Origin of the sequence: Rhodococcus sp. T9N (genome assembly GCF_024436645.1) — a bacterium.
GTDB classification, from domain to species: Bacteria; Actinomycetota; Actinomycetes; order Mycobacteriales; family Mycobacteriaceae; genus Rhodococcus_F; species Rhodococcus_F qingshengii.
The window spans coordinates 342,111-364,752 of record NZ_JAMSKS010000004.1; the positions used below are offsets into that span (position 1 = coordinate 342,111).

Genomic DNA, 22,642 nt, shown 5'->3' on the forward strand with positions numbered 1-22,642 from the left:
AGAACTAGACAGCAGCGGTTACCTGGCGGCCCTTGTAAGTACCGCATGACGGGCATGCGATGTGGGGAAGGGTCTGCTCGCCACAGCCACGGTTGGGGCAGGTAACGAGGGTGGGCACAGTGGTCTTCCACTGGCTACGACGCGACCGCGTGTTGGATCGCGACATTTTGCGCTTGGGGACAGCCACTTCTACTTCTCCTCGGCTTCGGTGATCACAAGATTTTCGCTGGTGTTTGATTCCACGCCAAATTTGGCCGCGAGACCAGCCCAGCGAGGATCAAGTATGTCATGCCCATGCCCAGATTCCGCAATCGCCAGGCGAATGCCACATTCTGAGCACAATCCCAGGCAATCGTCACTGCACAGAGGCTGGAGCGGAAGCGCCAGCCCGACTGCATCGACGATGACCGGTTCGAGGTCGATTTCGTCGTCTTCGACCGCGTAGACCTCTCCCTCTTCCGTCGTCTCCTCGGTGGTGCTGTCCGGGTAAGCGAACAACTCCGTGAGATAGATGTCCACGGTGTCGGTGAAAGGTTCAAGGCACCGCGAGCACTCACCCTTGGTGGGTGCGTGCACGTTTCCGGTGACGAGAACGCCTTCGGACACTGCTTCGAGACGAAGATCGAGATCTATGTCCGCGCCCGCTTCGATCGCGATCAGATCGAGACCGATACGGTTCGGGGACTGAATTGTTCTCTCGACGGTACGCATCGACCCTGGACGACGACCGAGCTTGACCGTGTCCAGCAAAAATCCCGCATCACTTGACTGATGCGACGAACTACGACGATGCGTTGACAAAGAGAACTCACCTAACTGTTGAAACTGGTATGGGCAACCACTCCACAATACGGCAGCTACAAGGCAAATCCCAATTCGATCCACGAAAAAGTGGGCCGCCCCATATCGGACGACCCACCCTCGACTGACTTGTCTGCTCTATCGGCGCCGCTCGGAACGACGATCGTCGTCCTGGTAATCGGGAACTCCCGAACCCGTTCGAAGCTGTTGACGACCACGCCCGACCGACCGAACGGTCCCGGTAAGGAACTCTTCGAACTCGGCCAACTTGGTGTCCACGTACAGGTCACACTCCGAACGCATCCTGTCGGACTCGGCATGAGCGGCGTCGATCACTCGCGCGGATTCCGCGTGAGCGGACTGGACAACCTCGGTCTGCGACACCAGACGAGCCTGCTCCGCCGTTCCCTCCGCCACCGAATGTTCGTACGAGGCCTGGCCGGACTCGATCATCCGATCGGCCTCGGCACGCGCCCGTCCGGTGACGGCCTCGTACTCACGACGGCCGTCGGTGACGGTCCGTTCCGCTTCTGCTTCGGCGTCCTCTACCAACTGATCGGCGTGCGCACGCGCTTCGGCAACCATGCGATCGGCCTGAGCCTTGGCATCGGACAGAATCCGGTCGGCGTCGTCGCGTGCGTTCTCCACAGTCGAGGTTGCCTCGGCATTGGCGCTGCTGACCGTCTTCTCGGCGTTTGCTCGCGCGTCACCGACCAATTTGTCGCGATGATCGAGGACGTCCTGAGCGTCGTCCAGCTCGCTCGGAATTGCGTCCCGGACGTCGTCGAGTAGCTCGAGTACGTCACCGCGAGGCACAACACACCCTGCGGTCATGGGAACACCGCGCGCCTCTTCGACAATTGCGACCAGTTCGTCCAGTGCCTCGAATACGCGGTACACAAGCAACCCCAATCTCTACCGGCCGAAATCGGCCCACATCGTCACCGGTCCACTCGGACCTGTGCCCGTTCCTGTCCAAGTTTGCCGGAAGAACGGACAACGGGGTGTCGTCGTGGTCGGTGTGTCGGGGATCAGCTGTTTTCGGCTGCTCGCTCGGCGATACGTGCGAGTAGCCGAGAATGCACTTTGGCCGGCAACATGTCGGAGACGTCGCCGCCGAAAGTCGCGACTTCCTTCACCAGAGAACTCGACAGGTAGCTGTACGTCGGATTCGTGGCGACGAACAGTGTGTCGACGCCCGTGAGCTTCTGATTCATCTGAGCCATCTGCAGCTCGTAATCGAAGTCGTTCGCGCCGCGCAGACCCTTGACGATCGCGCTGAGGCCTTCTTGTTTCGCGTAGTCGACCAACAATCCGTGCCACGACGTGACGCGAACGTTGGGCAGGTGACTCGTCGCGTCTTCGAGCATCTCGATCCGCTCGTCGATCGTGAACATGCCACGCTTGCTCTTGTTGATCAGCACGGTGACCACGACCTCGTCGAATTGCGCAGCAACTCTTCCGATTACGTCGAGGTGACCGTTGGTCACAGGGTCGAAGGATCCGGGACAGACGGCGCCAGTCATGAGTCCAGACCGTAGCAGGTGGCCAGCTCGATGCGGGCTTCACCGTAGTTCTTGGCCTTGATCGGCTCGTAGCCCTGAGGCCACACGGTCTCCGGCGAGCGCGACGATCGTTCGAGTACCACGATCGTGCCCTCCCCCACCCATTTGTTGGCCTGCAGATCAGCGAGCATGGACACGACAGCCTCGTCGGTTACCGCATACGGTGGGTCCGCGATCACGATGTCGTATTCACGCGCGCTCGGACCCGAGACCACGGCCGCAACCGGAGCGGCGCGAACCGTCGCCCCAGGCAACGCGACAGTGCCGATGTTCGCCTTGATGACGGCAGCAGCCTTGGCATCCGATTCCACGAGAACAACGTGCTCGGCTCCCCGCGAGAGCGCCTCGAGGCCGAGAGCACCCGAACCCGCAAAGAGGTCGAGAACCGCGCACCCTTCGAGATCGATGCGCGCTTCGAGAGCACTGAACAGCGCCTCACGAACCCGATCCGACGTCGGACGGGTGCCGCTCGGCGGGACTCGCAGGCGTCGACCGCCCGCAAGTCCCGAGATGATGCGTGTCACTCTGCGGCGCTCTCCCCCGTCGAGACGACTACCAGCAGGTCTCCGCCCTCGACCTGTTGGACGGCGCTGATCGCGATCCGAGAGACGACGCCGGCGCGCGGCGAGGTGATCGCCGCTTCCATCTTCATTGCTTCGATCGTGGCCACGGTGTCGCCGGCCTCGATCTTCTGGCCTTCCTTCACCGCGAGCGTCACGACGCCCGCGAACGGTGCCGCCACGTGGCCCGGGTTGTTCTTGTCGGCCTTCTCCGCCACCGGTACGTCACTGGCAATGGAGCGATCGCGGATCGAGACCGGGCGCAATTGACCGTTCAGGATGCACATGACAGTGCGGTAGCCGCGCTCGTCGGGCTCGGAGATCGCTTCGAGACCGATGATCAGCTCAACGCCGGGAGCCAACTCGACGCGGTGTTCGTCGCCGCGCCGCAAACCGTAGAAGAACTGGTTCGCCGAAAGCCGCGACGTGTCACCGTACTTCTCGCGGTGTTCGAGGAATTCCTTTGTCGGGCCGGGGAACAGCAGACGATTCAGCGTCGCCTGACGGTCCTTCGACGAGCCCTCGAGCAGCACCTCGTCCTCAGCGGACAACGTCGCTTCGGGCTTGGCCTGGCCACGTCCTTCGAGTGCCTTGCTGCGGAACGGTTCCGGCCAACCACCGGGAGGCGTACCGAGTTCACCGCGCAGGAAGCCCACCACGGAGTCGGGAATGTCGAACTTCGCCGGATCTGCGGCAAACTCCTCCGAAGGCACGCCGGCGCCGACAAGGTGGAGGGCGAGGTCGCCGACGACCTTCGACGACGGCGTCACCTTCACGAGATGCCCGAGCATGCGGTCCGCGTCGGCGTACTTGGCTTCGACCTCTTCGAACCGGTCGCCGAGACCGAGAGCAACGGCCTGGGTCCGGAGATTGGAGAGCTGGCCGCCCGGAATCTCGTGCGTGTACACACGTCCCGTCGGCGCCGGCAGTCCGGATTCGAACGGCGCGTACACCTTTCGCAGCGCCTCCCAGTACGGTTCGAGGTCGCACACGTTCTGCAGGTTCAGCCCGGTGTCGAACTCGGAGTGCGCAGCGGCGGCAACGATGGCCGAGAGCGCAGGCTGACTGGTGGTTCCGGCCAGTGCCGCCGAAGCACCGTCGACTGCGTCGGCGCCCGCCTGCCACGCGGCGAAATACGTGGCCAACTGTCCACCGGGGGTGTCATGCGTGTGGACGTGAACCGGAAGATCGAAGTTGCTGCGTAGCGCCGTCACGAGCTTGGTGGCCGCCGGAGCGCGCAGCAGGCCCGCCATGTCCTTGATCGCGAGCACGTGAGCGCCCGCATCGACGATCTCTTCTGCCAACTTCAGGTAGTAGTCGAGCGTGTACAGCGTTTCGTTCGGATCCGACAGATCGCCGGTGTAGCTCAACGCCACCTCGGCGAGAGCCGTTCCGGTCTCACGCACCGCGTCGATGGCAGGGCGCATCTGGTCGACGTTGTTGAGCGCGTCGAAGATTCGGAAGATGTCGATGCCGGTGTCGGTGGCTTCCTGAACGAATGCGCGCGTGACCTTTTCGGGATACGGCGTGTAGCCCACCGTGTTTCGACCGCGAAGAAGCATCTGGAGGCAGATGTTGGGAATCGCCTCGCGCAGTGCGGCAAGCCGGTACCACGGATCCTCGTGCAGGAAGCGAAGTCCCACATCATAGGTCGCGCCGCCCCAGGCTTCGATCGAGAGCAGTTCCGGCGTCAACCGCGCAACGTGCCCCGCTACTCCGAGCAGTCCGCTGGTTCGAACTCGCGTGGCCAACAACGACTGGTGCGCGTCACGGAAGGTGGTGTCGGTGACGCCGACTGCCTTCTGCTCACGCAGTGCCTTCGCGAAACCTTCGGGTCCGAGTTCGAGGAGGCGCTGACGGCTACCGGCAGGAGGGGGTGTCGAAAGATCGATCTTGGGCAGCTTGTCCTGCGGGTACACCGCCGAGGGACGCTCCCCGTGCGGCTTGTTGACAGTCACATCCGCGAGGTAGGTCAGGATCTTCGTGCCGCGGTCTGCCGAAGAACGCAGAGTCAGCAGCTGAGGACGTTCCTCGATGAAGGAGGTTGTCACGCGTCCCGCCCGGAAGTCCGGGTCGTCGAGAACCGCCTGCAGGAACGGAATGTTGGTCGAGACACCACGAATGCGGAACTCGGTGACCGCGCGGCGAGCTCTCGCCACAGCGGCTTCGAGGTCGCGACCGCGACAAGTGAGTTTGACCAGCATGGAATCGAAGTACGCTCCGACCTCGGCGCCGAGTGTGGCGCCACCGTCCAAGCGGATACCGGCTCCGCCCGGGGTGCGGTACGCGGTGATACGGCCGGTGTCCGGGCGGAATCCGTTTGCCGGATCCTCGGTCGTGATGCGGCACTGCAGCGCCGCGCCGCGAAGCTTGATCGTCTCCTGTGACAGACCAAGTTCTGCAAGCGTCGAACCGGACGCGATCTTGAGCTGCGACTGGACCAGGTCCACGTCCGTCACTTCTTCGGTGACGGTGTGCTCGACCTGAATTCGCGGGTTCATCTCGATGAAGACGTGGTTGCCGCGCTTGTCGAGAAGGAACTCGACGGTGCCCGCGCACGTGTATCCGATCTCCTTCGCGAAGGCGACGGCGTCGGCACAGATCTTGGCGCGCAACTCTTCGGAGAGATTGGGCGCCGGAGCGAGCTCGATCACCTTCTGGTGGCGACGTTGCAGCGAGCAGTCACGCTCGAAGAGGTGGATGACGTTGCCCTGCTCGTCGGCGAGGATCTGCACTTCGATGTGCCGGGGGTCGATGACGGCCTGCTCGAGGAAGACCGTCGAATCGCCGAAGGCCGATTCCGCTTCGCGCGCTGCGGCTTCGATCGATTCCTTGAGTTGTGAGCGCTCCGCAACACGGCGCATTCCGCGCCCACCGCCGCCTGCGACAGCCTTGACGAAGAGCGGGAAGGTCATGTCCTCGGCGGCTGCGAGCAACTCGTCGATGTCCGCTGACGGCTCCGAAGACGCGAGCACCGGGAGACCGGCGGCCTTTGCCGCTGCGATGGCCCGAGCCTTGTTTCCGGTCAACTCGAGGATCTCGGCGGACGGGCCGACGAACTTGATGCCTGCCTCGGCACACGCCGCCGACAAGTCCGGGTTCTCGGAGAGGAAACCGTAACCGGGGTAGATGGCGTCGGCTCCGGCGCTCTTGGCGGCGGCGACGATCTCCTCGACCGAGAGATACGCGCGAACGGGGTGACCCTTCTCCCCGATCTGGTAGCTCTCGTCTGCCTTGAGACGGTGGATCGAATTCCGATCCTCGTACGGGAACACCGCGACGGTTCCGGCACCTAGTTCGTAGGCGGCGCGGAAGGCACGGATCGCAATTTCGCCGCGGTTCGCGACGAGCACTTTGGAGAACATTCGAGAAAACTACCCCGATTTCATCTTGCGTCTACATGCGGAGTCTCATATTTCGGACTGAATCGAGAAACCAACCCGGCGGTCCTCGTGCTATTCGATTTCAGCTTGTCGTCATACCCTTCACGACTTCTCGAGGTACTCGATCCGGTCGGAGTCCAGGGCGGCGGTCACCATGGAAGCGAGGGCGGGATGACCGTCGAGCGACGGATCGGAGTCGACGATTCCCTGAGCGAACTCCCTAGCGGACTCGAGGATGTCTCCATGGGCCATGAGGGAAAGCAGCCGCAGATTCGAGGTTGTGCCCGACTGCGCCGCACCGAGGATGTCTCCTTCACGTCTGGTCGCGAGGTCGAGTTGAGCCAGTTCGAACCCGTCGTTGGTCGCTGCCACCGCCGAGAGCCGCTCGTACGCCGGTCCCCCGGGATTGCTTCCGGTGACGAGGATGCACAGTCCCTGATGTTTCCCTCGACCGACGCGGCCACGCAACTGATGGAGCTGACTGACGCCGAACCGCTCGGCGTCGACGATCACCATCACCGTCGCGTTCGGAACGTCGACACCGACTTCGACAACGGTCGTACAGACGAGGACGTCGATGTCACCGACGTTGAACGCGCTCATCACCACGTCCTTTTCGTCGGAAGGCAGTCGACCGTGCAGCAACCCGACTCGCAGATCGGCCAGCGGACCACTCGACAGCTCTTCGAAGACGTCAACCGCCGACTTGGTCTCGGGCTGCTTCTCCTCGGTGAACTGATCTTCGCCTGCACCCTGCTCGCCGTCACCGATCCGCGAGCACACGACATACGCCTGACGGCCGTCGGCGACGTCCTCACGGATTCGTTCCCATGCGCGATCGACCCACTGCGGCTTCTGCTTCGCGGGCACGACACTGCTCTTGATCGGGGTTCGCCCACGTGGAAGCTCTCGCAGGGTCGAGACCTCGAGGTCGCCGAGCACGGTCATGGCGATGGTTCGCGGAATCGGCGTTGCCGTCATCACCAGCAGATGCGGACTCAGTCCTTCACGGGCACGTGATCGCAACTGATCACGTTGCTCGACGCCGAAGCGGTGTTGCTCGTCGACGACAACCATGCCGAGGTTGAAGAACTCGACGTTGTCCTGAATGAGCGCATGGGTACCGATGACGATCCCGGCGTCGCCGGTCACGGCTTCGAGCAGAGCTGCGCGCTTCGCAGCGACTGGCAGCGAGCCGGTAAGAAGGGCGATACGGGTGGAATGTTCGGCAGAACCGAGTTCACCACCTGCAGCCAGCGAGCCCATCATCTTGCGCAGTGATCGCGCGTGCTGATTTGCCAGGACCTCGGTGGGTGCGAGCAACGCGCACTGATAACCCGCATCGACGACCTGCAGCATCGCGCGCAGAGCCACGATCGTCTTGCCTGACCCGACCTCGCCCTGAAGAAGGCGGCTCATCGGGTGTGGGCGGGCAAGGTCGGTGGAGATCTCCTCCGCGACTGCTTGCTGTCCCTCCGTCAGAGTGAACGGGAGCATCTCCTCGAACTGGTCCGCGATCCCGCAGGCGACCGGAGCGCAGGCCGGAGCCACACGCTCGGAATTGTCGTGACGACGCATCGCGAGGACCAACTGCAGAGACAGCGCCTCGTCGAAACGCAGACGATCCTGTGCTCGTTCGATGTCTTCCTTGGTATCTGGCAGGTGAACGGTGCGCAGCGCCTCGTCCAAACCGATGAATCCGTGCTCGGCCCGAGTCTCGGCGGGCAACGGCTCCTCGATCGGATCGAGTTGGTCGAGCACTTGCCGCACGCACCGCATGATGGTCCAGCTCTCGACCTCGCGGGTCGCCGGGTACAGCGGGATCAATGCGCGGTCGAAGACGGACAGATCGAGTTCGGCGCCGGGATCCTGATTTGCGCGAGCCAGGCCCGCAAGGTCACCGACTCCCTTGATGGACGCAAGCGGAACTACCGAATCCTCTTCGCCGACACGAGGTTCCGGGAGAATCAGGTAGCTCGGATGAGTGAGAGACCACTTGCCGCGGAAGTACTTCACCGTCCCGGAGAACATCGCCCGAACGCCGGGCTTGATGACGTGCCGCACCTTCTGCGGGTTGAAGAACGTGACGTCCACGGTCTGCGAATCAGTCGCCAGCGATACTCGCAACATCTGCCCCGGACGGTTCTTCATCTTCACGACGGCGGCCGACGCCACACGCGCGATGATGGTGATGTGCTCACCCTCGGGCGGCTCCTTCTCGGCAAGTTCCTTGCCTGCCGACGCGTACCGGTGTGGGTAGTGACGCAGCAGGTCCTCGACGGTGCGGATCTCGAATGCCTCGTCGAGCGCGTCCGCGGTCTTCTTTCCCAGCAGCCGATCGAGTGGGTCGGCGAGCGTCGCCATCAGTTCCTCCAGCACAGTGTCGCGGTAAGCACATGTGTTCGTATATCAGCAGTCACCGACAGACCCGGTTCGATCACTCCACACCCAACTGGAACAGGTCACCCGGCTGATCACCCTGATAGACGAGCACGTCGACGCCCGGGTGGTGCGCGATGACGTGCGCCTCGAGCTGCCCGGCCAGGTCGTCCGGCGCGTCTGCGCCCATGAGTAGGGTCACGAGTTCGCCACCGGATCCGAGCGCAAGGTCGACCAGTCGCGCACTCGACTCCGCGACGTCGGGACCGATGAGCACCACCTCGTGCCCCATCAGACCGATCGCGTCACCCGGATCACATGTCCCGACGTAGGTCAGCGAACGCTCGACCGCGATCCGCAACGATCCCCAGCGCGTGGCGGCCGCCGCCTCGGACATCGTGAAGCCGTCGTCGGCGACGTTGCGCTGAGGGTCGTGAACGGCAAGTGCTGCCAAGCCCTGGACCATCGACGACGTCGACAGCAGCAGAACCTGGTGAAGCGGATCGCGTGCAGCGGCACTGACTGCGACGAGTTCCTGCGCGGTCAAAGCTCCGTTCGGAAGCACCAGAACTTCGCTGCGTTCCATCTGACGAATGCGGCCGAGCAGTTGTGCGCGTGTCACCGGCGCATCGTCGCACCGAAGAACCGTCGCACCCTCACTCTCGAACAACGCCGCCGCGCTGTCACCGGCAACGACGGCCAGTACGCCGCGCGCGCCGGCCCCGGGGAATCGCCTCTCCGCCCGTGCCACCAACTGGTCGCGTTCGTCGACGAGAAAACTGCTGATGCGAATACCGTGCACCTTCCCGGCCTCGAGGCCGGCTTCCACGGCTGCACCGGCATCGCAGCAATGCACGTGCACCGACCAGCCGCCGAAACCGTCGCTGACGATGACCGTCGAATCTCCGAGGACGGACAGCCGCGTGCGCAGCGCCGTCATGCGATCGTCGTCGGAGTCGTCGACGAGGTACATGACCTCGAAATCCTGTTCCGAGTGATCACCACATTCGATCGGGCTCTTGTGAGCCCAATCGTGATCGAATGCGCTGACGTCGACAACTGCGCTCGACCTCGGGTCCGGCGTCCCCAGATCTTCGCGAACCTGCGGCTTCCCGGTCAGCACCTCGACAAAGGCGTCGAGGATCAGAACCAGACCGAATCCCCCGGCATCGACAACCCCGGCGGACGCGAGAACGTCCAGTTGCTCCGGCGTCTTGTTCAGTGCGACCGCAGCGGCGTCGGCAGCGGCGGCAACCACGGATGCAAGATCCTCGCCGCTCGGTGTCCTGGTGTCGACGCACTCCTGCGCTGCTTCTCCCGATGCGCGCAATACCGTGACGATGGTGCCTTCCACCAGATCGGAGACAGCCCGAGAGGCCAGCGTCGTCGCCGTGGTCAGCGAGTTCGCGAAGCTACGGCCGTCGATGTGCTCACCTTGAACGCTCTCGGCGATGCCCCGGATCACCTGGGAGAGGATCACTCCGGAATTACCGCGAGCACCGGACACGGCGCCCCGAGCCAGAGCGTTGGCGACGCGGCCCGCACTGCGGACGTCGTCCTCGATCGTCTCGGCGGAATCGAGTGCAGCCCGCATCGTGAACAGCAGATTGGTGCCGGTATCCGAATCAGGGATGGGAAAGACGTTGAGGCTGTTGATCTCACCGCGACGTTTCTGGAGGCTGTCGACCGCCCGGCGGGCCCAGCGCCGCAGCAGATGTCCGTCCGCGACGGATTCCGCTTCTTCGGCGACGCGTTGCACTTCCCCCACTGACGGTTCCCCTCGACGATGGAAAGACTGACGATGAAAAAGAGATCGGTGATCGGTGCAGTCGAGGGTAGTCCGACGCTTCTGCGCAACCGTCATTACCGGGCGGTTTGGCCATTCGGGCCGGAAGCGGTTACTCTTACACGGTTGCCTCGAACGGGCTACACGAAATAATGCTGCACTTTGTTTGTTGCTGATTGACTGTTTTCACGTTCGGCTGCACAGTGAGCGGTCAAGGATCGGTTCGAAGTCGAGTATATTCGGATTGTAATTCTGGCTGCCCTACCGTGTAGGGTAACCACTTCAATATTCATTTCTAACAAGGAGTTCGCGACTATGGCTGCCGTCTGCGACGTATGCGCCAAGGGGCCCGGCTTCGGTAAGTCGGTCTCGCACTCGCACCGGCGTACCAATCGTCGCTGGAACCCGAACATTCAGTCTGTTCGTACCGAGGTTGCCCCGGGTAACACCCGTAAGGTCAACGTGTGCACCTCCTGCCTGAAGGCAGGCAAGGTCGCTCGGGGCTGATTGCCCGAGCACAAACTATTGCAGGCTCTGCCCCCGTCACTTCGGTGACGGGGGCAGAGCTGTATCTATATGGCTGTATCTATGTGGCTGTATCTATGTGTCCCCGTGTTTCGTATGGCTGTCGGACACCCGTAATGTGCGTTGAGTGACTTCCATCGATGACCTGAGCAAAGTGACCCTCGACGAGGGCGTACTCCGCATCACCATTTCCACCGCCGCCAACGGCACCTCCCTCGACGACGAAGGACTGGTTCAGGGCGCGCAGGCGCTCGAGACAGTCGGAAACGACATCGGGAGCATCCTTCTGGTCGGCGAAGGCGCAAACTTCTGTGCCGGCGGCAACGTCCGTGCGTTCGCCGCAGCCCCTGACCGCGGCGAGTACGTCGCCGAGGTTGCCCGCGTCTTCCACGTGTTCGTTCGCGCGCTCGACGCTGCGACCGCTCCAGTGGTGGCCGGGGTCCACGGATGGGCCGCCGGCGCCGGAATGAGCCTGGTCTGCCTCGCCGACGTCGCAATCGGCGGCACCGGCACCAAGCTTCGCCCCGCGTACCCCTCCATCGGTTTCACCCCGGACGGCGGAATGTCGTGGACGCTTCCACGCATCGTCGGCGTGGCACGCGCTCGCGAGATTCTTCTCAACGATTCGGTGATCGGTGGCGACGAAGCCGTCCGCCTGGGGATCCTCACCCGACTCGTCGGTGACGACGAGGTCCAAGAAGAGGCAGCTCGCCTCGCCCGCGCTCTGGCCAACGGACCGAGTACGTCGTACTCGGGAATCAAAGCACTGCTGCGTTCGTCTCGGACGAACTCGCTCGCCGAGCAACTCGACGCCGAAGCCGCGTCCATCGCCATCGCAGCGAACAGCCCGATCGGACGCGAGGGCGTCGACGCGTTCGTCGACAAGCGTCGGCCCGATTTCACTTCCGCAAAGAAGGCCTAGTCAGCTGGCATGCCGAATGTCGTGTCACGACGTTCGGCATGCCGGGTGAGTGCAGACGCTGATCGATCAGCCCAGATTCCAGTCCACCGGGTCAGCTCCGAGTCCGGTCAAGAGTTCGTTCGCACGACTGAACGGGCGCGAACCGAAGAACCCGCGCGAAGCCGAAAGCGGTGACGGGTGCGCTGATTCGATGATCGGTGTGTCGCCCAGCATCGGCGCGAGAGTGGCCGCGTCACGACCCCACAAGATCGCCACCATCGGTGACGACCGCGCCACCAAAGCGCGGATAGCCTGCTCGGTCACCGGCTCCCAGCCCTTCTTACGATGAGAAGCGGCTAGACCCGGCTGCACGGTGAGTACGCGATTGAGAAGCAGCACACCTTGTTTCGACCACGGCGTCAGATCGCCGTTCGGCGGTATCGGCAACCCGAGATCCTGGTGATACTCCTTGTAGATATTACCGAGACTTCGCGGAACCGGCCGCACGTCCGGGGCAACCGAAAAGCTCAACCCGACAGCATGACCGGGCGTCGGATAGGGGTCTTGACCGACGATGAGCACCTGAACGTCGTCGAACGGATTCGTGAATGCACGCAAGACGTTCTCTCCCGCAGGCAGATACTCCCGTCCCGCAGCGATCTCTTCGCGCAAGAACTTACCCATCGCGGAGATCTGCTCCGAGACCGGTTCGAGTGCCCGCGCCCACCCTGGATCGACGATCTCTGCAAGCGGCGCCATCAGTCGAGCCTGCGCAACGCGTCGCGGTAGTACGCCGCATTGGCTGCGTACATCTTGACGTTTCCGTCGAGGTGGCCGAGCGGAACTTCGTATCCCGCACGGACCTTGGCGGGCACACCGAGTGCCATGCTGCGCGGGGGAACCTGCATCTTGTTGGCGACCACCGCACCCGCAGCGACGATCGACCCCGTCCCGATCACCGTTCCGTTGAGAACAACTGACCCCGACGCGATCAGGCAATGGTCCTCGATGGTCGATCCCTCGATGTGCGCGTTGTGGCCCACGACGCAACCGGAACCGATGACAGTCGCATCGATGGCGGTGCAATGGATGACGGTTCCGTCCTGGATGTTCGATCCGATTCCCACCGAAATGGTTCCGTAGTCACCACGCAATACCGCTTGCGGCCAGATCGAGGTACCCGCTGCGAGAGTCACGGCGCCGATCACCACCGCGTCCGGGTGGACGTATGCGTCCGGATGAATGTCCGGAACTCTGTCTCCAAGTGCGTATACAGCCATGAAGGCAACCTATACCGCGGTGGTACCGGTGGTCGAAAAGCTGTGCCAGCCCCCGCCGCTCTCGCGAAGCGAACCGTCGACGCTCACGCCCGAACCGGCGGCAACCTCACCGATCACGATCCAACCCGACGGAATCTCGACCTCAGGCCCGAAAGTTGCTGCAAATCCGTGATCTTCACCACCGGAGAGGATCCAGTCCAGCGGATCGACATCGAGCGCCTCGGCCGCCGATGCGACATCCGGTGAGGTCGGAACCGCAGCCGAGAAGATGTCGAACCGCACGTGAGAGGCCTCTGCGAGATGTCGAAGGTCCGCGATCAATCCGTCGGACACGTCCGTCATGGAATGTGCTGATTCTGCGGCGTCCCATGCCGATTGATACGGCGGATTCGGAACGCGATGGGAGGCAAGCAAATCTGGAAAGTTTGCGGGCTTGTCGAGCAGTACGGCTTCGTCGAGCAGTAGTGCCAACCCTGCTGCCGAGCAACCGAACAACCCGGCGACCGCGATCTTGTCACCGATCTTTGCTCCCGAACGCAGAACTGCCGCACGGCCACCGAGATCGCCGAGCACGGTCACCGACACCACGATCACCGGTGACTGGACCAGGTCACCGCCGACCACACCGGCACCCAGATCGGTTGCCGCGTCCCAGATTCCCGCGGAGATTGCGTCGACCACGTCGACGGGTGTCGAAGGCGGGCACCCCAGAGACACCGTGAAGGCCGTCGGCCGCGCTCCCATCGAGACCACATCAGCAGCGTTCTGTGCCACTGCCTTCCGGCCGATGTCGCGTGGTGAAGACCAATCCATTCGGAAATGTCGACCTTCGACCAACATGTCGGACGAGACGACCACACGGCCGTCTCCGGAAGTCACGATGGCGGCATCGTCACCCGGCCCCAATTCAGTGGTGACCGGTTGGATTCGGCCGAGAAGTGATCGCGCGATCACGTCGAACTCCCCCACCTGCTCGACAGTGGGCTCCGACCCGAACTCCGATGATGCAGTGAACTCCGATGATGCGATGAGTCTCTCCAATGCCGACGCAATTCGCTCGTAAGCGGCCTGCGGTACCTTCTAGCTGTGGTCGTGAATGCTTCTGCAAGCTCACGCGTGTGTCGGCAATCCTACCGATTCACCGACATGCTCTCAGAAGTGACAAGACCGCTGATCGACTGGACCAGGACCCGAGCGAAGAACTGAGCATGGCAGAAAACACCTCCACCGCAGACAACGCCGACATCGACCCCGACGGCGACGACGATCCGTCAGAGCGCCGCAGTCCGGCGCTGATCGCCACCGCCATCGCACTCCCGGTAGCCCTGATCGTCGGAGTAGTGATCGCGGCCGTCGTCGCGGGAAACAACCCTGAACTCTCGCCGGTTGCATTGGGACCCGTACCGGCACCGGCAGCGGAGTCGCCGGCCTGCGTTTCCCTTCTCGGCGCGCTCCCCGACAAGATCGACGACTTCACGAAAGCCGAATTGGTGGAACCTGCTCCGGCCGGTGCGGCAGCGTGGCAGCGCAGCGAAGGAGAGCCGATCGTCTTGCGCTGCGGACTCGACCGTCCGTCCGAGTTCGACCAGGCTGCAGCACTACAGGTCGTGAACGGTGTCCAGTGGTTCCAGGTCTCGGGAACCGACATCGGTTTGGCGGCGAGCACTTGGTTTGCCGTAGACCGCGGTGAATACATCGGTATCACGATCCCCGACGGGACCGGTCCGACGCCGATTCAGGAAATCTCCGACACCATCACGGCGACCCTCGAACAGAAGCCTCTCGACCCGGCGCCGGTCGCGGTTCCCTGATCAGCGAAGGCCGGTGCCGCGAGCGATGGCGGTGTCGACCAGAGTCGAAATCAAAGTGCGGTAATCGATTCCGGTGGCGTTCCACATCTTCGGGTACATCGAGATGGAAGTGAACCCGGGCATCGTGTTGATCTCGTTGATCACCGGGCCGTCAGCCGTGACGAAGAAATCGACCCGCGAGAGTCCCTGGCAATCGAGTGCCTTGAACGCGCGGACAGCAAGCTCTCGAATCTGGTCGCTCACCGACTCGTCGAGTTTCGCGGGGATGTCGAATTCACAGACGTCGTCGAGGTACTTGGTGTCGAAGTCGTAGAATGCGTCCGAATCGGCGTCGGAATCCGGCATCCGGATCTCGGCGACCACACTCGCCTTGACGTCGCCGTTCGGGAATTCGAGGACGCCGCATTCCACCTCGCGGCCGATGATCGCGCCTTCGACGATCACCTTGGGATCATGCAGGCGTGCATGAGCGATCGCCCCGTCCAGACCGTCCCAATTGCTCACCCGAGTGATGCCGATGGACGAGCCTCCACGAGCGGGCTTGACGAAAACCGGAAGGCCCAATTCCGCCTTCTGCTCTTCGGTCAGCGTTGCGGTTCCCGGTCGAAGCACGACCTGCACTCCGACGGGAAGTCCTTCAGCAGCAAGAAGCTTCTTCGTGAACTCTTTGTCCATGCCGGCGGCGCTGGCCAGAACTCCGGGTCCGACGTACGGAACCCCGGCAAGTTCGAGCAGACCCTGGATCGTGCCGTCTTCGCCGTAAGCCCCATGAAGAACGGGGAACACGACGTCGACCGACGCGAGCACAGCACCGGCGTCGGAGCCGTCGAAGGAGATGACCTCGCCCTCGCGGGTGGGGTCCGCGCTGAGGACCACCGACGTTCCGTCTTTGTCGACCGACGGCAGCGCGCGCCCGCTGATCGCGAGGGAACTGGGGTCGCTCGAACCGAGCACCCAGGAACCGTCGACAGTGATGCCGATCGGTACGACGTCGTACCGATCGGGGTCGAGGTTGCTCAGGACGCTTCCGGCGGAAACACAGGACACTGAATGCTCATTGCTCCGGCCACCGAAGATCACGGCCACGCGGGTACGACTGCTGTTCACGCGTCAAACCGTACCGCCGAATCGACTGCGGCACGCGATCGGGCCGGACCGATTTCGTCGACCCGGCCCGTTTACGCGTCGAGTGCGCGCTCGATGTCGGCCAGGAGATCGGCGGTGTCCTCGATGCCACAAGCGATTCGGACAAACCCCGCACTGACCGGATCGCCCCAGCGCGCACGGCGATCCGCCGTCGTGTGGATCCCGCCGAAGCTGGTAGCAGCCGTGACGAGAGCGCTCGCTTCGACGAACGAGTGGAATGCCTGAGCCGAATCCAACTCGACGCTCACCAATCCACCGAATCGATTCATCTGACCGGATGCCGTTGCATAGGACGGGTCACCGCGAAGGCCGGGGTAACGAACGGACCGGACTGCTTTGTGATCCACCAACATCTCGGCAAGCGCCAGCGCGTTGTCGCACTGACGCCCGAATCGCAGGCCTGCCGTGCCGAGACTCCGGTGCGCAAGCCACGTCTCGAAGGGGCCGAGCACCGTTCCCGAGAGAAGTCGCTCACGCTCGATTTGCCGACTCACCGCCGTATCGGAGGTGGCGACGTAACCCATCAGGAGGTCACTGTGCCCGCTGAGAGCCTTGGTACCGCTGGCCACCACGACGTCGGCACCCAATTCGAGCGGGCGCTGACCCAGCGGTGTCGCGGTCGTGTTGTCGACGATCAGCAGCGCACCCGAACGGTGGCACACGTCGGCGAGCACGCGAAGGTCGACCACGTCCAGCACCGGGTTGGACGGCGTCTCGGCGACGACGACCACGCGGCCCGGTGACGCGTCGAGCAGATCTACGAAGCTCGCGTCGCCCATCTGCAGAGTCGAAACCTCGCGAACGGTGATTCCCAACGGCGCGAGGCGCTCGTTCGCGTACAACCGCACTTGGTAATACCCGTCCGAGGGCACGACGACGGTATCCCCCGCGACGAGGACGCTGCGCAAGGTAGCGGTGATCGCGGACATCCCCGATCCCATGACGAGGGCGTGGTCCGCTCTCTCGAGCGCCGCGAGCGCGGATTCGAGTCCGCGCCAACCCGGGTTCGATGCACGTGCATAGGTATCGGACTCGGAACCTTCGTCCGCCGAAAGTTGGTACGGCGCAGCGAATATCGGGCCCAGTTGCATGGGCTGACCCGCGGCGTGTTCGCGCGCGACGGCGCTCACGCTGCGCGTCGAATCCCCGTAATCCTCGAAGCGACCCACACCGATTTCACTCATTCCGGCTTCGTCCGGCGTCCGAGCAACTGACCGATCGCATCGCTGACGGCCATGCCTTCGTGGCACACCCGGTGGACCGCGTCGGTCAACGGCATCTCCACGTCGTATCCGGCAGCGAGTGCGCGTACCGACGTGCACGACTTCACGCCCTCGGCGACCTGACCGTTGGTTGCCTTCTGTGCCGACTCCATCGACCCGCCTCGTCCGAGCCGCTCTCCGAACGTCCGGTTTCGCGACAACTCGGACGTGCAGGTCGCTACCAGGTCACCGACGCCCGCCAAGCCTGCAAGAGTCGACGCCTTGGCGCCGAGCGCAACGCCGAGACGAATCGTCTCGGCGAGCCCACGGGTGATGATGCTGGCGACCGTGTTGTCGCCGAATCCACTGCCGGCGGCCATGCCGCAGGCCAGCGCGATCACGTTCTTACACGCACCACCGATCTCGCAACCGATGACGTCGGAGTTGGTGTACGGCCTGAAATAGCCGGTAGCACAAGCATCCTGGAGAGCGAGGGCACGCGAGGAATCCGAACAGGCGATCACCGTCGCCGCGGGCTGCCCGCCGGCGATCTCGTGTGCAAGGTTCGGGCCCGAGAGCACCGCGACGCGCCCCGGTTCCACGCCGGTCACCGACACGATGACCTGGCTCATGCGCATGAGCGTCCCGGTCTCGATTCCCTTGGCCAGACTCAGCAGAGTCGCATCGGGTCCGATCGAGCCTTTCCACTGCTCCAGGTTTGCTCGTAGCGACTGCGAGGGAACCGCCAGCACGATGAAGTCAGCACCTGCCATCGCCTCCTCGTGGTGGTGGGTCGCGCGAATCGACGAAGGCAAAGCAATGCCCGGCAGATAGTCGCTGTTCTCGTGCGTGGTGTCGATGCGCTTCGCGACCTCTTCACGCCTGGCCCACATCGTCACGTCGGTTCCGGCCTCGGCCATCACCTTCGCCAACGCCGTTCCCCACGAACCTGCGCCCAATACAGCTGCCTTACTCACACGCTCACCCCGTCTACCCGGCGAAGCGGGTCGCCGCCAGAAAAATCGTCTGCACAGAGTATCGCCTGTGGTGCACTGCGGTGGGCAGCCGCGGACACCGAGCGTGATGACTGGCAAGATCGAGGGATGGACAGCGCGGAACCCCCGTACCCACACGCCGTGGAGACACCGCATGCGCGCACGGAGATCGAACGCCCCATGCATGCGATAGTGGCCGTCAAGTCCTTGAGATCGGCCAAGTCCCGCCTCGCGGGCGAACTCGACTCGGACGCGCGTGCAGACCTCGTGTTGGCCATGCTTCACGACACCCTCGCCACAGTTGCAGCCGTCTCGGCCATCGACAGCGTCACAGTGGTCACCCCAGACCCCACCGTTGCCGCCCTTGCATATTCCGTCGGCGTGACGGTCTACGCCGATCCAGCTCCCGACGGCGCCCGAACCAACGGCGCAACACCGCGCACGGAGGAAACCCTCAACGCGGCGTTGAGTGCAGCGGCCGCCGATATCCGAGCCAAGCGCGGAGTGGTCGACCTCGTTGTGCTGCAAGCCGACTTGCCCGCCATGCAACCGAGCGAACTGACGGAGGCCGTGGCCGCGGCCCGCAGCGGCGGACGTTCAGTCGTCGTCGATCACCACGGCACTGGCACTTCCGCATTGTTTGCGTGCGGCGAAAGCGCGCTGGACCCTCGGTTCGGGCCGGAATCCGCACTTGGACATGCCAATTCAGGTGCTCGTCCACTCAACGGCCAATGGCCGGGACTGCGCACCGACGTCGACACCCATGCCGATCTCGGCACTGTGCGAGCACTGGGAGTAGGCCCCGCGACATCGGCTTCGTTGACCAGACTCAAGGCCACGCCGTCGAACAGTCGATGAATTTTCTTTCATCGATTGTCGGACCGCGCGATTGTGGGGGATGATCGACGAGTGAGCAATGGCGAAGCACTCGAAAACCGTATTTCCGAAGACCAGTCGGACGGAGACCACAGCTCCGGCCGCCACGAGAACGGCGCGGCCACCTCGCCGCGATCTCAGGCCGTCGCGGTCGCCACCAACATCCCGGGCGCTCCCCCTGCAGCTACCAAGGCAGAGCTACCCGAATTGCTCGTCGGACTTCCCGAGGATCGTTACCTCAACCGCGAACTCAGCTGGCTCGATTTCAATGCCCGTGTTCTCGCATTGGCCGCCGACGAGTCACTGCCGTTGCTCGAACGCGCAAAGTTCCTCGCCATCTTCGCTTCCAATCTCGACGAATTTTTCATGGTCCGGGTCGCCGGACTCAAGCGCCGCGACGAGACGGGACTGTCGGTCAGGTCCGCCGACGGCCTCTCCCCACGCGAACAATTGGCGCTCATCGCGCGTCGCACCCAGGAACTCGCCGACAAGCACGCGCACGTGTTTCTCGACTCGGTCCGCCCTGCCCTGGCGGCAGAAGGCATTTCAATCGTTCGATGGGCCGACCTCAGCGCCGACGATCACGGCCGACTCTCTGCGCATTTCCACGAGCAGGTCTTCCCGGTACTGACGCCGTTGGCAGTCGATCACGCTCACCCGTTCCCCTACATCAGCGGACTGAGCCTCAACCTCGCCGTGACGGTGAAGGACTCCGTCACCCGCGGCGAACACTTCGCTCGCGTCAAGGTTCCCGACAACGTCGGCCGGTTCGTGCGAGTCAAGAGCACGACATCTTCGTCCACCATCGATTCTTTCCTCCCGATGGAAGAACTGATTTCGGCTCATCTGGACGTGCTGTTCCCCGGAATGGAAATCGTCGAACATCACGCTTTCCGAATCACACGCAACGCCGATTTCGAGGTCGAAGAAGATCGGGACGAGGATCTGCTGCAGGCACTCGAACGTGAATTGGCGCGTCGTCGTTTCGGTTCACCCGTTCGCCTCGAAGTTGCCGACGACATGACCGAGCACATGCTCGAACTGCTTCTGCGTGAACTCGACGTCGATCCGGCCGACGTGATCGAGGTTTCCGGTCTCCTCGACTTGTCCTGCCTCTGGCAGGTTTACGCCGTCGACCGCCCCGCTCTCAAAGACGCTCCGTTCGTCCCGGCGACGCATCCGGCGTTCGGTGAACGCGAGACTCCGAAGAGCGTGTTCTCGACCCTGCGCGAAGGCGACGTGCTCGTCCACCACCCATATGACTCGTTTTCCACAAGCGTTCAACGCTTCATCGAACAGGCCGCCGCCGACCCGCAGGTGCTCGCGATCAAGCAGACCCTGTACCGCACTTCCGGCGACTCCCCCATCGTCAATGCACTGATCGACGCCGCCGAAGCGGGCAAGCAGGTTGTCGCGCTGGTGGAGATCAAGGCCCGCTTCGACGAGCAGGCCAACATCAAGTGGGCTCGCAAACTCGAGCAGGCCGGCGTTCACGTCGTCTACGGTCTCGTCGGTCTCAAGACTCACTGCAAGACGTGCCTCGTCGTCAGGCGAGAGGGCTCGACCATTCGTCGTTACTGCCACATCGGCACGGGCAACTACAATCCGAAGACCGCGCGCATGTACGAGGACGTCGGATTGCTCACCGCAGCACCGGAGATCGGTGCAGACCTCACCGACCTCTTCAACTCGCTGACCGGATACTCCCGAAAGACGAGCTACCGCAACCTTCTCGTAGCGCCGTACGGGGTTCGCCGCGGGATCATCGAGCGGATCGACAACGAGATCGCTCACAAGCTCGCAGGCCGCGATGCCGGTATCCGCTTGAAGGCCAACGCATTGGTCGACGAGCAGGTCATCGACGCGTTGTACCGCGCATCCAAGGCCGGTATCCCCGTCGAGATCGTGGTCCGCGGAATCTGCGCGCTCAAGCCGGGCGTTCCCGGCCTCAGCGAAAACATCGAAGTACGTTCCATTCTCGGACGCTTCCTCGAACACTCGCGAATGTTCCATTTCCGCTCGGCCGACGAATTCTGGATCGGCAGCGCAGACATGATGCACCGCAACCTCGATCGCCGCGTCGAGGTCATGGTGCAGGTCAAGGACCCGAAACTGTCGAAGCAACTCGGTGACATCTTCGACTCCGCGCTCGATCCCCGAACTCGCTGCTGGGTACTGCATCCGGACGGGAGTTGGGTCGCTGCCCCCGAACGCGGTGAGGACGTACGTGAGCATCAACAGTCGTTGATGCGCAGCCGCACCGCCAGCGGGTCTTGACGGGCTCGGATCACACAATGAACGACAAGCCGGTCAAAGCCAACATCTTTGCCGCAGGCGCGGTTCTGTGGCGGAAGGCTCCTCAGGATCCTTCCGCCATCGAGATCGCCGTCGTACATCGACCGAAGTACGACGACTGGTCATTCCCCAAAGGAAAGCTCGATCCCGGCGAGACCTTCTTGACCGCAGCAGTTCGGGAGGTCCGCGAAGAGACCTCGATCACCGGACGTTTCGGAAGGCACCTCGGTGGCGTGACGTACCCGATCCCGGGACATCGCAAACTCAAACGGGTCGAATACTGGTCGGCCGAAGCAGTGGACGGAGATTTCGGGCCGAATAGCGAAGTGGATGTTCTCTATTGGCTTCCGGTCACCGAGGTCGCCGATCATCTTTCCTACCCGATGGATCGAATGATTCTTCGCCGCTTCGTTTCCCTTCCGCCTGACACGAAAACGGTATTACTCGTCCGCCACGCAAAAGCTGGGAGCCGTAAGCGATACAAGGGCGACGACAATGTGCGTCCACTCGACGCCAAGGGCAAAGAGCAATCCGCCGCCTTGGTCGAACAGCTGAAAATCTTCGGAGCCGATTCGGTTTTCGCGGCTGACCGTACGCGCTGCATCGACACTGTGATGCCATTGGCGGAGGCATTGGGTGAAGAGATTTCGACGGAACCTCTTCTGACCGAAGAAGGTTACGAGGCCGATCCCGACGCCGCCAGGGCGCGTGCGCTGCAGATCGCCGCGCTGGAGGGCACTCCCGTAATCTGCAGCCAAGGAGGCGTCATCCCCGATTTGATGCGCTGGTGGGCTGATACGGCCGGTATAACACTGCCCTCGGCGCGCAACCGTAAGGCGAGCACTTGGGTGCTCTCGTTCCTCGACGGCCGTCTCGTCGCCGCGGATCACCTCGACAGCCCGCTCCCCAAAGTCGCCAACTCCTGAGGGATTTGGACCAACCGACACTCAGCTCGATTCGGTAGTTTTGCAAAGCACTGAAACACAGGAGAATTCACACTTCTCCCAGACAGCAAAAAGAGGTGGCGCCGCCGATCGGATGCGCGGCGGGACCGCGGTGTGGTAAGGCCGAGGGGTTTTAAACCCAACGCCACGACGTTGGGGGGGGGGGCGGGGGCGGCGTGGGCCGGGGCGGGGT

At 63.2% G+C, this 22,642-nt stretch carries 20 protein-coding genes; 6 read left to right on the plus strand and 14 right to left on the minus strand.

Translation table 11 applies throughout. The annotated features are described in order from the left end of the window. Positions 1-4 precede the first annotated feature (4 nt). The 8 genes from rpmF to M1L53_RS10345 all read right to left on the minus strand — a co-directional run bounded on the left by rpmF (position 5) and on the right by M1L53_RS10345 (position 10,456). A complete protein-coding gene (rpmF, locus tag M1L53_RS10310; RefSeq protein WP_007729318.1) occupies positions 5-187 on the minus strand; it encodes a 50S ribosomal protein L32 in 183 nt (60 codons plus the stop codon). 2 nt (positions 188-189) lie between these two features. Then, on the minus strand, positions 190-750 hold the full coding sequence (locus tag M1L53_RS10315; protein ID WP_007729319.1) for a DUF177 domain-containing protein: 561 nt from the start codon (positions 748-750) through the stop codon (positions 190-192). A 189-nt stretch (positions 751-939) separates the two neighbouring features. Then, complete coding sequence (locus tag M1L53_RS10320; RefSeq protein WP_003942696.1) at positions 940-1,701, minus strand: DivIVA domain-containing protein; 762 nt, start codon at positions 1,699-1,701, stop codon at positions 940-942. Positions 1,702-1,832: 131 nt separating this feature from the next. After that, on the minus strand, positions 1,833-2,327 hold the full coding sequence (gene coaD / locus M1L53_RS10325) for a pantetheine-phosphate adenylyltransferase (protein ID WP_003942776.1): 495 nt from the start codon (positions 2,325-2,327) through the stop codon (positions 1,833-1,835). Next, positions 2,324-2,890, minus strand: a complete 567-nt coding sequence (rsmD, locus tag M1L53_RS10330) for a 16S rRNA (guanine(966)-N(2))-methyltransferase RsmD (protein ID WP_003942746.1) — start codon at positions 2,888-2,890, stop codon at positions 2,324-2,326. Before rsmD ends, coaD begins: the two co-directional genes overlap by 4 nt. After that, positions 2,887-6,291 (minus strand): pyruvate carboxylase, encoded by a 3,405-nt coding sequence (locus M1L53_RS10335; RefSeq protein WP_003942675.1) that lies wholly within the window; start codon positions 6,289-6,291, stop codon positions 2,887-2,889. The genes rsmD and M1L53_RS10335 overlap by 4 nt, the downstream gene beginning before the upstream one ends. Before the next feature lie 120 nt (positions 6,292-6,411). After that, positions 6,412-8,673: an ATP-dependent DNA helicase RecG gene (gene recG / locus M1L53_RS10340; RefSeq protein ID WP_054187793.1), complete on the minus strand. Its 2,262-nt coding sequence runs from the start codon at positions 8,671-8,673 to the stop codon at positions 6,412-6,414. A gap of 73 nt (positions 8,674-8,746) precedes the next feature. Next, complete coding sequence (locus tag M1L53_RS10345; protein WP_054187765.1) at positions 8,747-10,456, minus strand: DAK2 domain-containing protein; 1,710 nt, start codon at positions 10,454-10,456, stop codon at positions 8,747-8,749. Between the two features lie 333 nt (positions 10,457-10,789). Between M1L53_RS10345 and rpmB the strand changes: the two genes are divergently transcribed. Both rpmB and M1L53_RS10355 read left to right on the plus strand, forming a co-directional pair. Beyond that, the gene (gene rpmB / locus M1L53_RS10350) at positions 10,790-10,981 is read left to right on the plus strand and encodes a 50S ribosomal protein L28 (protein WP_003942669.1); all 192 of its coding nucleotides are present in this window, start codon (positions 10,790-10,792) and stop codon (positions 10,979-10,981) included. 145 nt (positions 10,982-11,126) lie between these two features. Continuing rightward, on the plus strand, positions 11,127-11,921 hold the full coding sequence (locus M1L53_RS10355; protein ID WP_054187766.1) for an enoyl-CoA hydratase-related protein: 795 nt from the start codon (positions 11,127-11,129) through the stop codon (positions 11,919-11,921). Between the two features lie 66 nt (positions 11,922-11,987). On the opposite strand, the gene M1L53_RS10360 is transcribed toward M1L53_RS10355, so the two are convergent. Genes M1L53_RS10360 through M1L53_RS10370 form a run of 3 tightly spaced genes read right to left on the minus strand, consistent with a single transcriptional unit; the run spans position 11,988 to position 14,221 of the window. Beyond that, the gene (locus tag M1L53_RS10360; protein WP_054187767.1) at positions 11,988-12,659 is read right to left on the minus strand and encodes a uracil-DNA glycosylase; all 672 of its coding nucleotides are present in this window, start codon (positions 12,657-12,659) and stop codon (positions 11,988-11,990) included. After that, positions 12,659-13,180: a gamma carbonic anhydrase family protein gene (locus M1L53_RS10365; RefSeq protein WP_007729328.1), complete on the minus strand. Its 522-nt coding sequence runs from the start codon at positions 13,178-13,180 to the stop codon at positions 12,659-12,661. Before M1L53_RS10365 ends, M1L53_RS10360 begins: the two co-directional genes overlap by 1 nt. Before the next feature lie 9 nt (positions 13,181-13,189). Then, on the minus strand, positions 13,190-14,221 hold the full coding sequence (locus tag M1L53_RS10370) for a thiamine-phosphate kinase (protein WP_080726669.1): 1,032 nt from the start codon (positions 14,219-14,221) through the stop codon (positions 13,190-13,192). Between the two features lie 77 nt (positions 14,222-14,298). On the opposite strand from M1L53_RS10370, the gene M1L53_RS10375 reads away from it, so the two are divergent. After that, positions 14,299-14,991: a DUF3515 domain-containing protein gene (locus M1L53_RS10375; protein ID WP_003942765.1), complete on the plus strand. Its 693-nt coding sequence runs from the start codon at positions 14,299-14,301 to the stop codon at positions 14,989-14,991. On the opposite strand, the gene M1L53_RS10380 is transcribed toward M1L53_RS10375, so the two are convergent. The 3 genes from M1L53_RS10380 to M1L53_RS10390 form a co-directional block, all read right to left on the minus strand. Then, a complete protein-coding gene (locus tag M1L53_RS10380; protein WP_039973089.1) occupies positions 14,992-16,098 on the minus strand; it encodes a D-alanine--D-alanine ligase family protein in 1,107 nt (368 codons plus the stop codon). 71 nt (positions 16,099-16,169) lie between these two features. Continuing rightward, on the minus strand, positions 16,170-17,321 hold the full coding sequence (locus tag M1L53_RS10385; RefSeq protein ID WP_042925741.1) for a cystathionine gamma-lyase: 1,152 nt from the start codon (positions 17,319-17,321) through the stop codon (positions 16,170-16,172). After that, entirely contained in the window at positions 17,318-18,316 is a 999-nt protein-coding gene (locus tag M1L53_RS10390; RefSeq protein WP_030535420.1) for an NAD(P)H-dependent glycerol-3-phosphate dehydrogenase, read from the minus strand. Before M1L53_RS10390 ends, M1L53_RS10385 begins: the two co-directional genes overlap by 4 nt. 126 nt (positions 18,317-18,442) lie before the next feature. Here M1L53_RS10390 and cofC point away from each other — a divergent pair, with 126 nt between their 5' ends. The 3 genes from cofC to M1L53_RS10405 are packed head-to-tail and all read left to right on the plus strand — an operon-like array spanning position 18,443 to position 22,431. After that, positions 18,443-19,192 carry a 2-phospho-L-lactate guanylyltransferase gene (gene cofC / locus M1L53_RS10395; protein ID WP_080552786.1) on the plus strand — a complete coding sequence of 250 codons (750 nt, stop codon included), beginning with the start codon at positions 18,443-18,445 and terminating at the stop codon, positions 19,190-19,192. A gap of 51 nt (positions 19,193-19,243) precedes the next feature. Further along, on the plus strand, positions 19,244-21,487 hold the full coding sequence (locus tag M1L53_RS10400; RefSeq protein WP_003942685.1) for an RNA degradosome polyphosphate kinase: 2,244 nt from the start codon (positions 19,244-19,246) through the stop codon (positions 21,485-21,487). A gap of 17 nt (positions 21,488-21,504) precedes the next feature. Continuing rightward, positions 21,505-22,431: a bifunctional NUDIX hydrolase/histidine phosphatase family protein gene (locus tag M1L53_RS10405; RefSeq protein ID WP_054187768.1), complete on the plus strand. Its 927-nt coding sequence runs from the start codon at positions 21,505-21,507 to the stop codon at positions 22,429-22,431. The last annotated feature ends 211 nt before the right edge of the window (positions 22,432-22,642 follow it).

Coding starts and splice junctions, on each gene's coding strand:
- coaD (WP_003942776.1), bottom strand. CDS start 2,327: ATGACTGGCGCCGTCTGTCCCGGATCCTTCGACCCTGTGACCAACGGT.
- M1L53_RS10335 (WP_003942675.1), bottom strand. CDS start 6,291: ATGTTCTCCAAAGTGCTCGTCGCGAACCGCGGCGAAATTGCGATCCGT.
- recG (WP_054187793.1), bottom strand. CDS start 8,673: ATGGCGACGCTCGCCGACCCACTCGATCGGCTGCTGGGAAAGAAGACC.
- rpmB (WP_003942669.1), top strand. CDS start 10,790: ATGGCTGCCGTCTGCGACGTATGCGCCAAGGGGCCCGGCTTCGGTAAG.
- M1L53_RS10360 (WP_054187767.1), bottom strand. CDS start 12,659: ATGGCGCCGCTTGCAGAGATCGTCGATCCAGGGTGGGCGCGGGCACTC.
- M1L53_RS10365 (WP_007729328.1), bottom strand. CDS start 13,180: ATGGCTGTATACGCACTTGGAGACAGAGTTCCGGACATTCATCCGGAC.
- M1L53_RS10385 (WP_042925741.1), bottom strand. CDS start 17,321: ATGAGTGAAATCGGTGTGGGTCGCTTCGAGGATTACGGGGATTCGACG.
- cofC (WP_080552786.1), top strand. CDS start 18,443: ATGGACAGCGCGGAACCCCCGTACCCACACGCCGTGGAGACACCGCAT.
- M1L53_RS10405 (WP_054187768.1), top strand. CDS start 21,505: ATGAACGACAAGCCGGTCAAAGCCAACATCTTTGCCGCAGGCGCGGTT.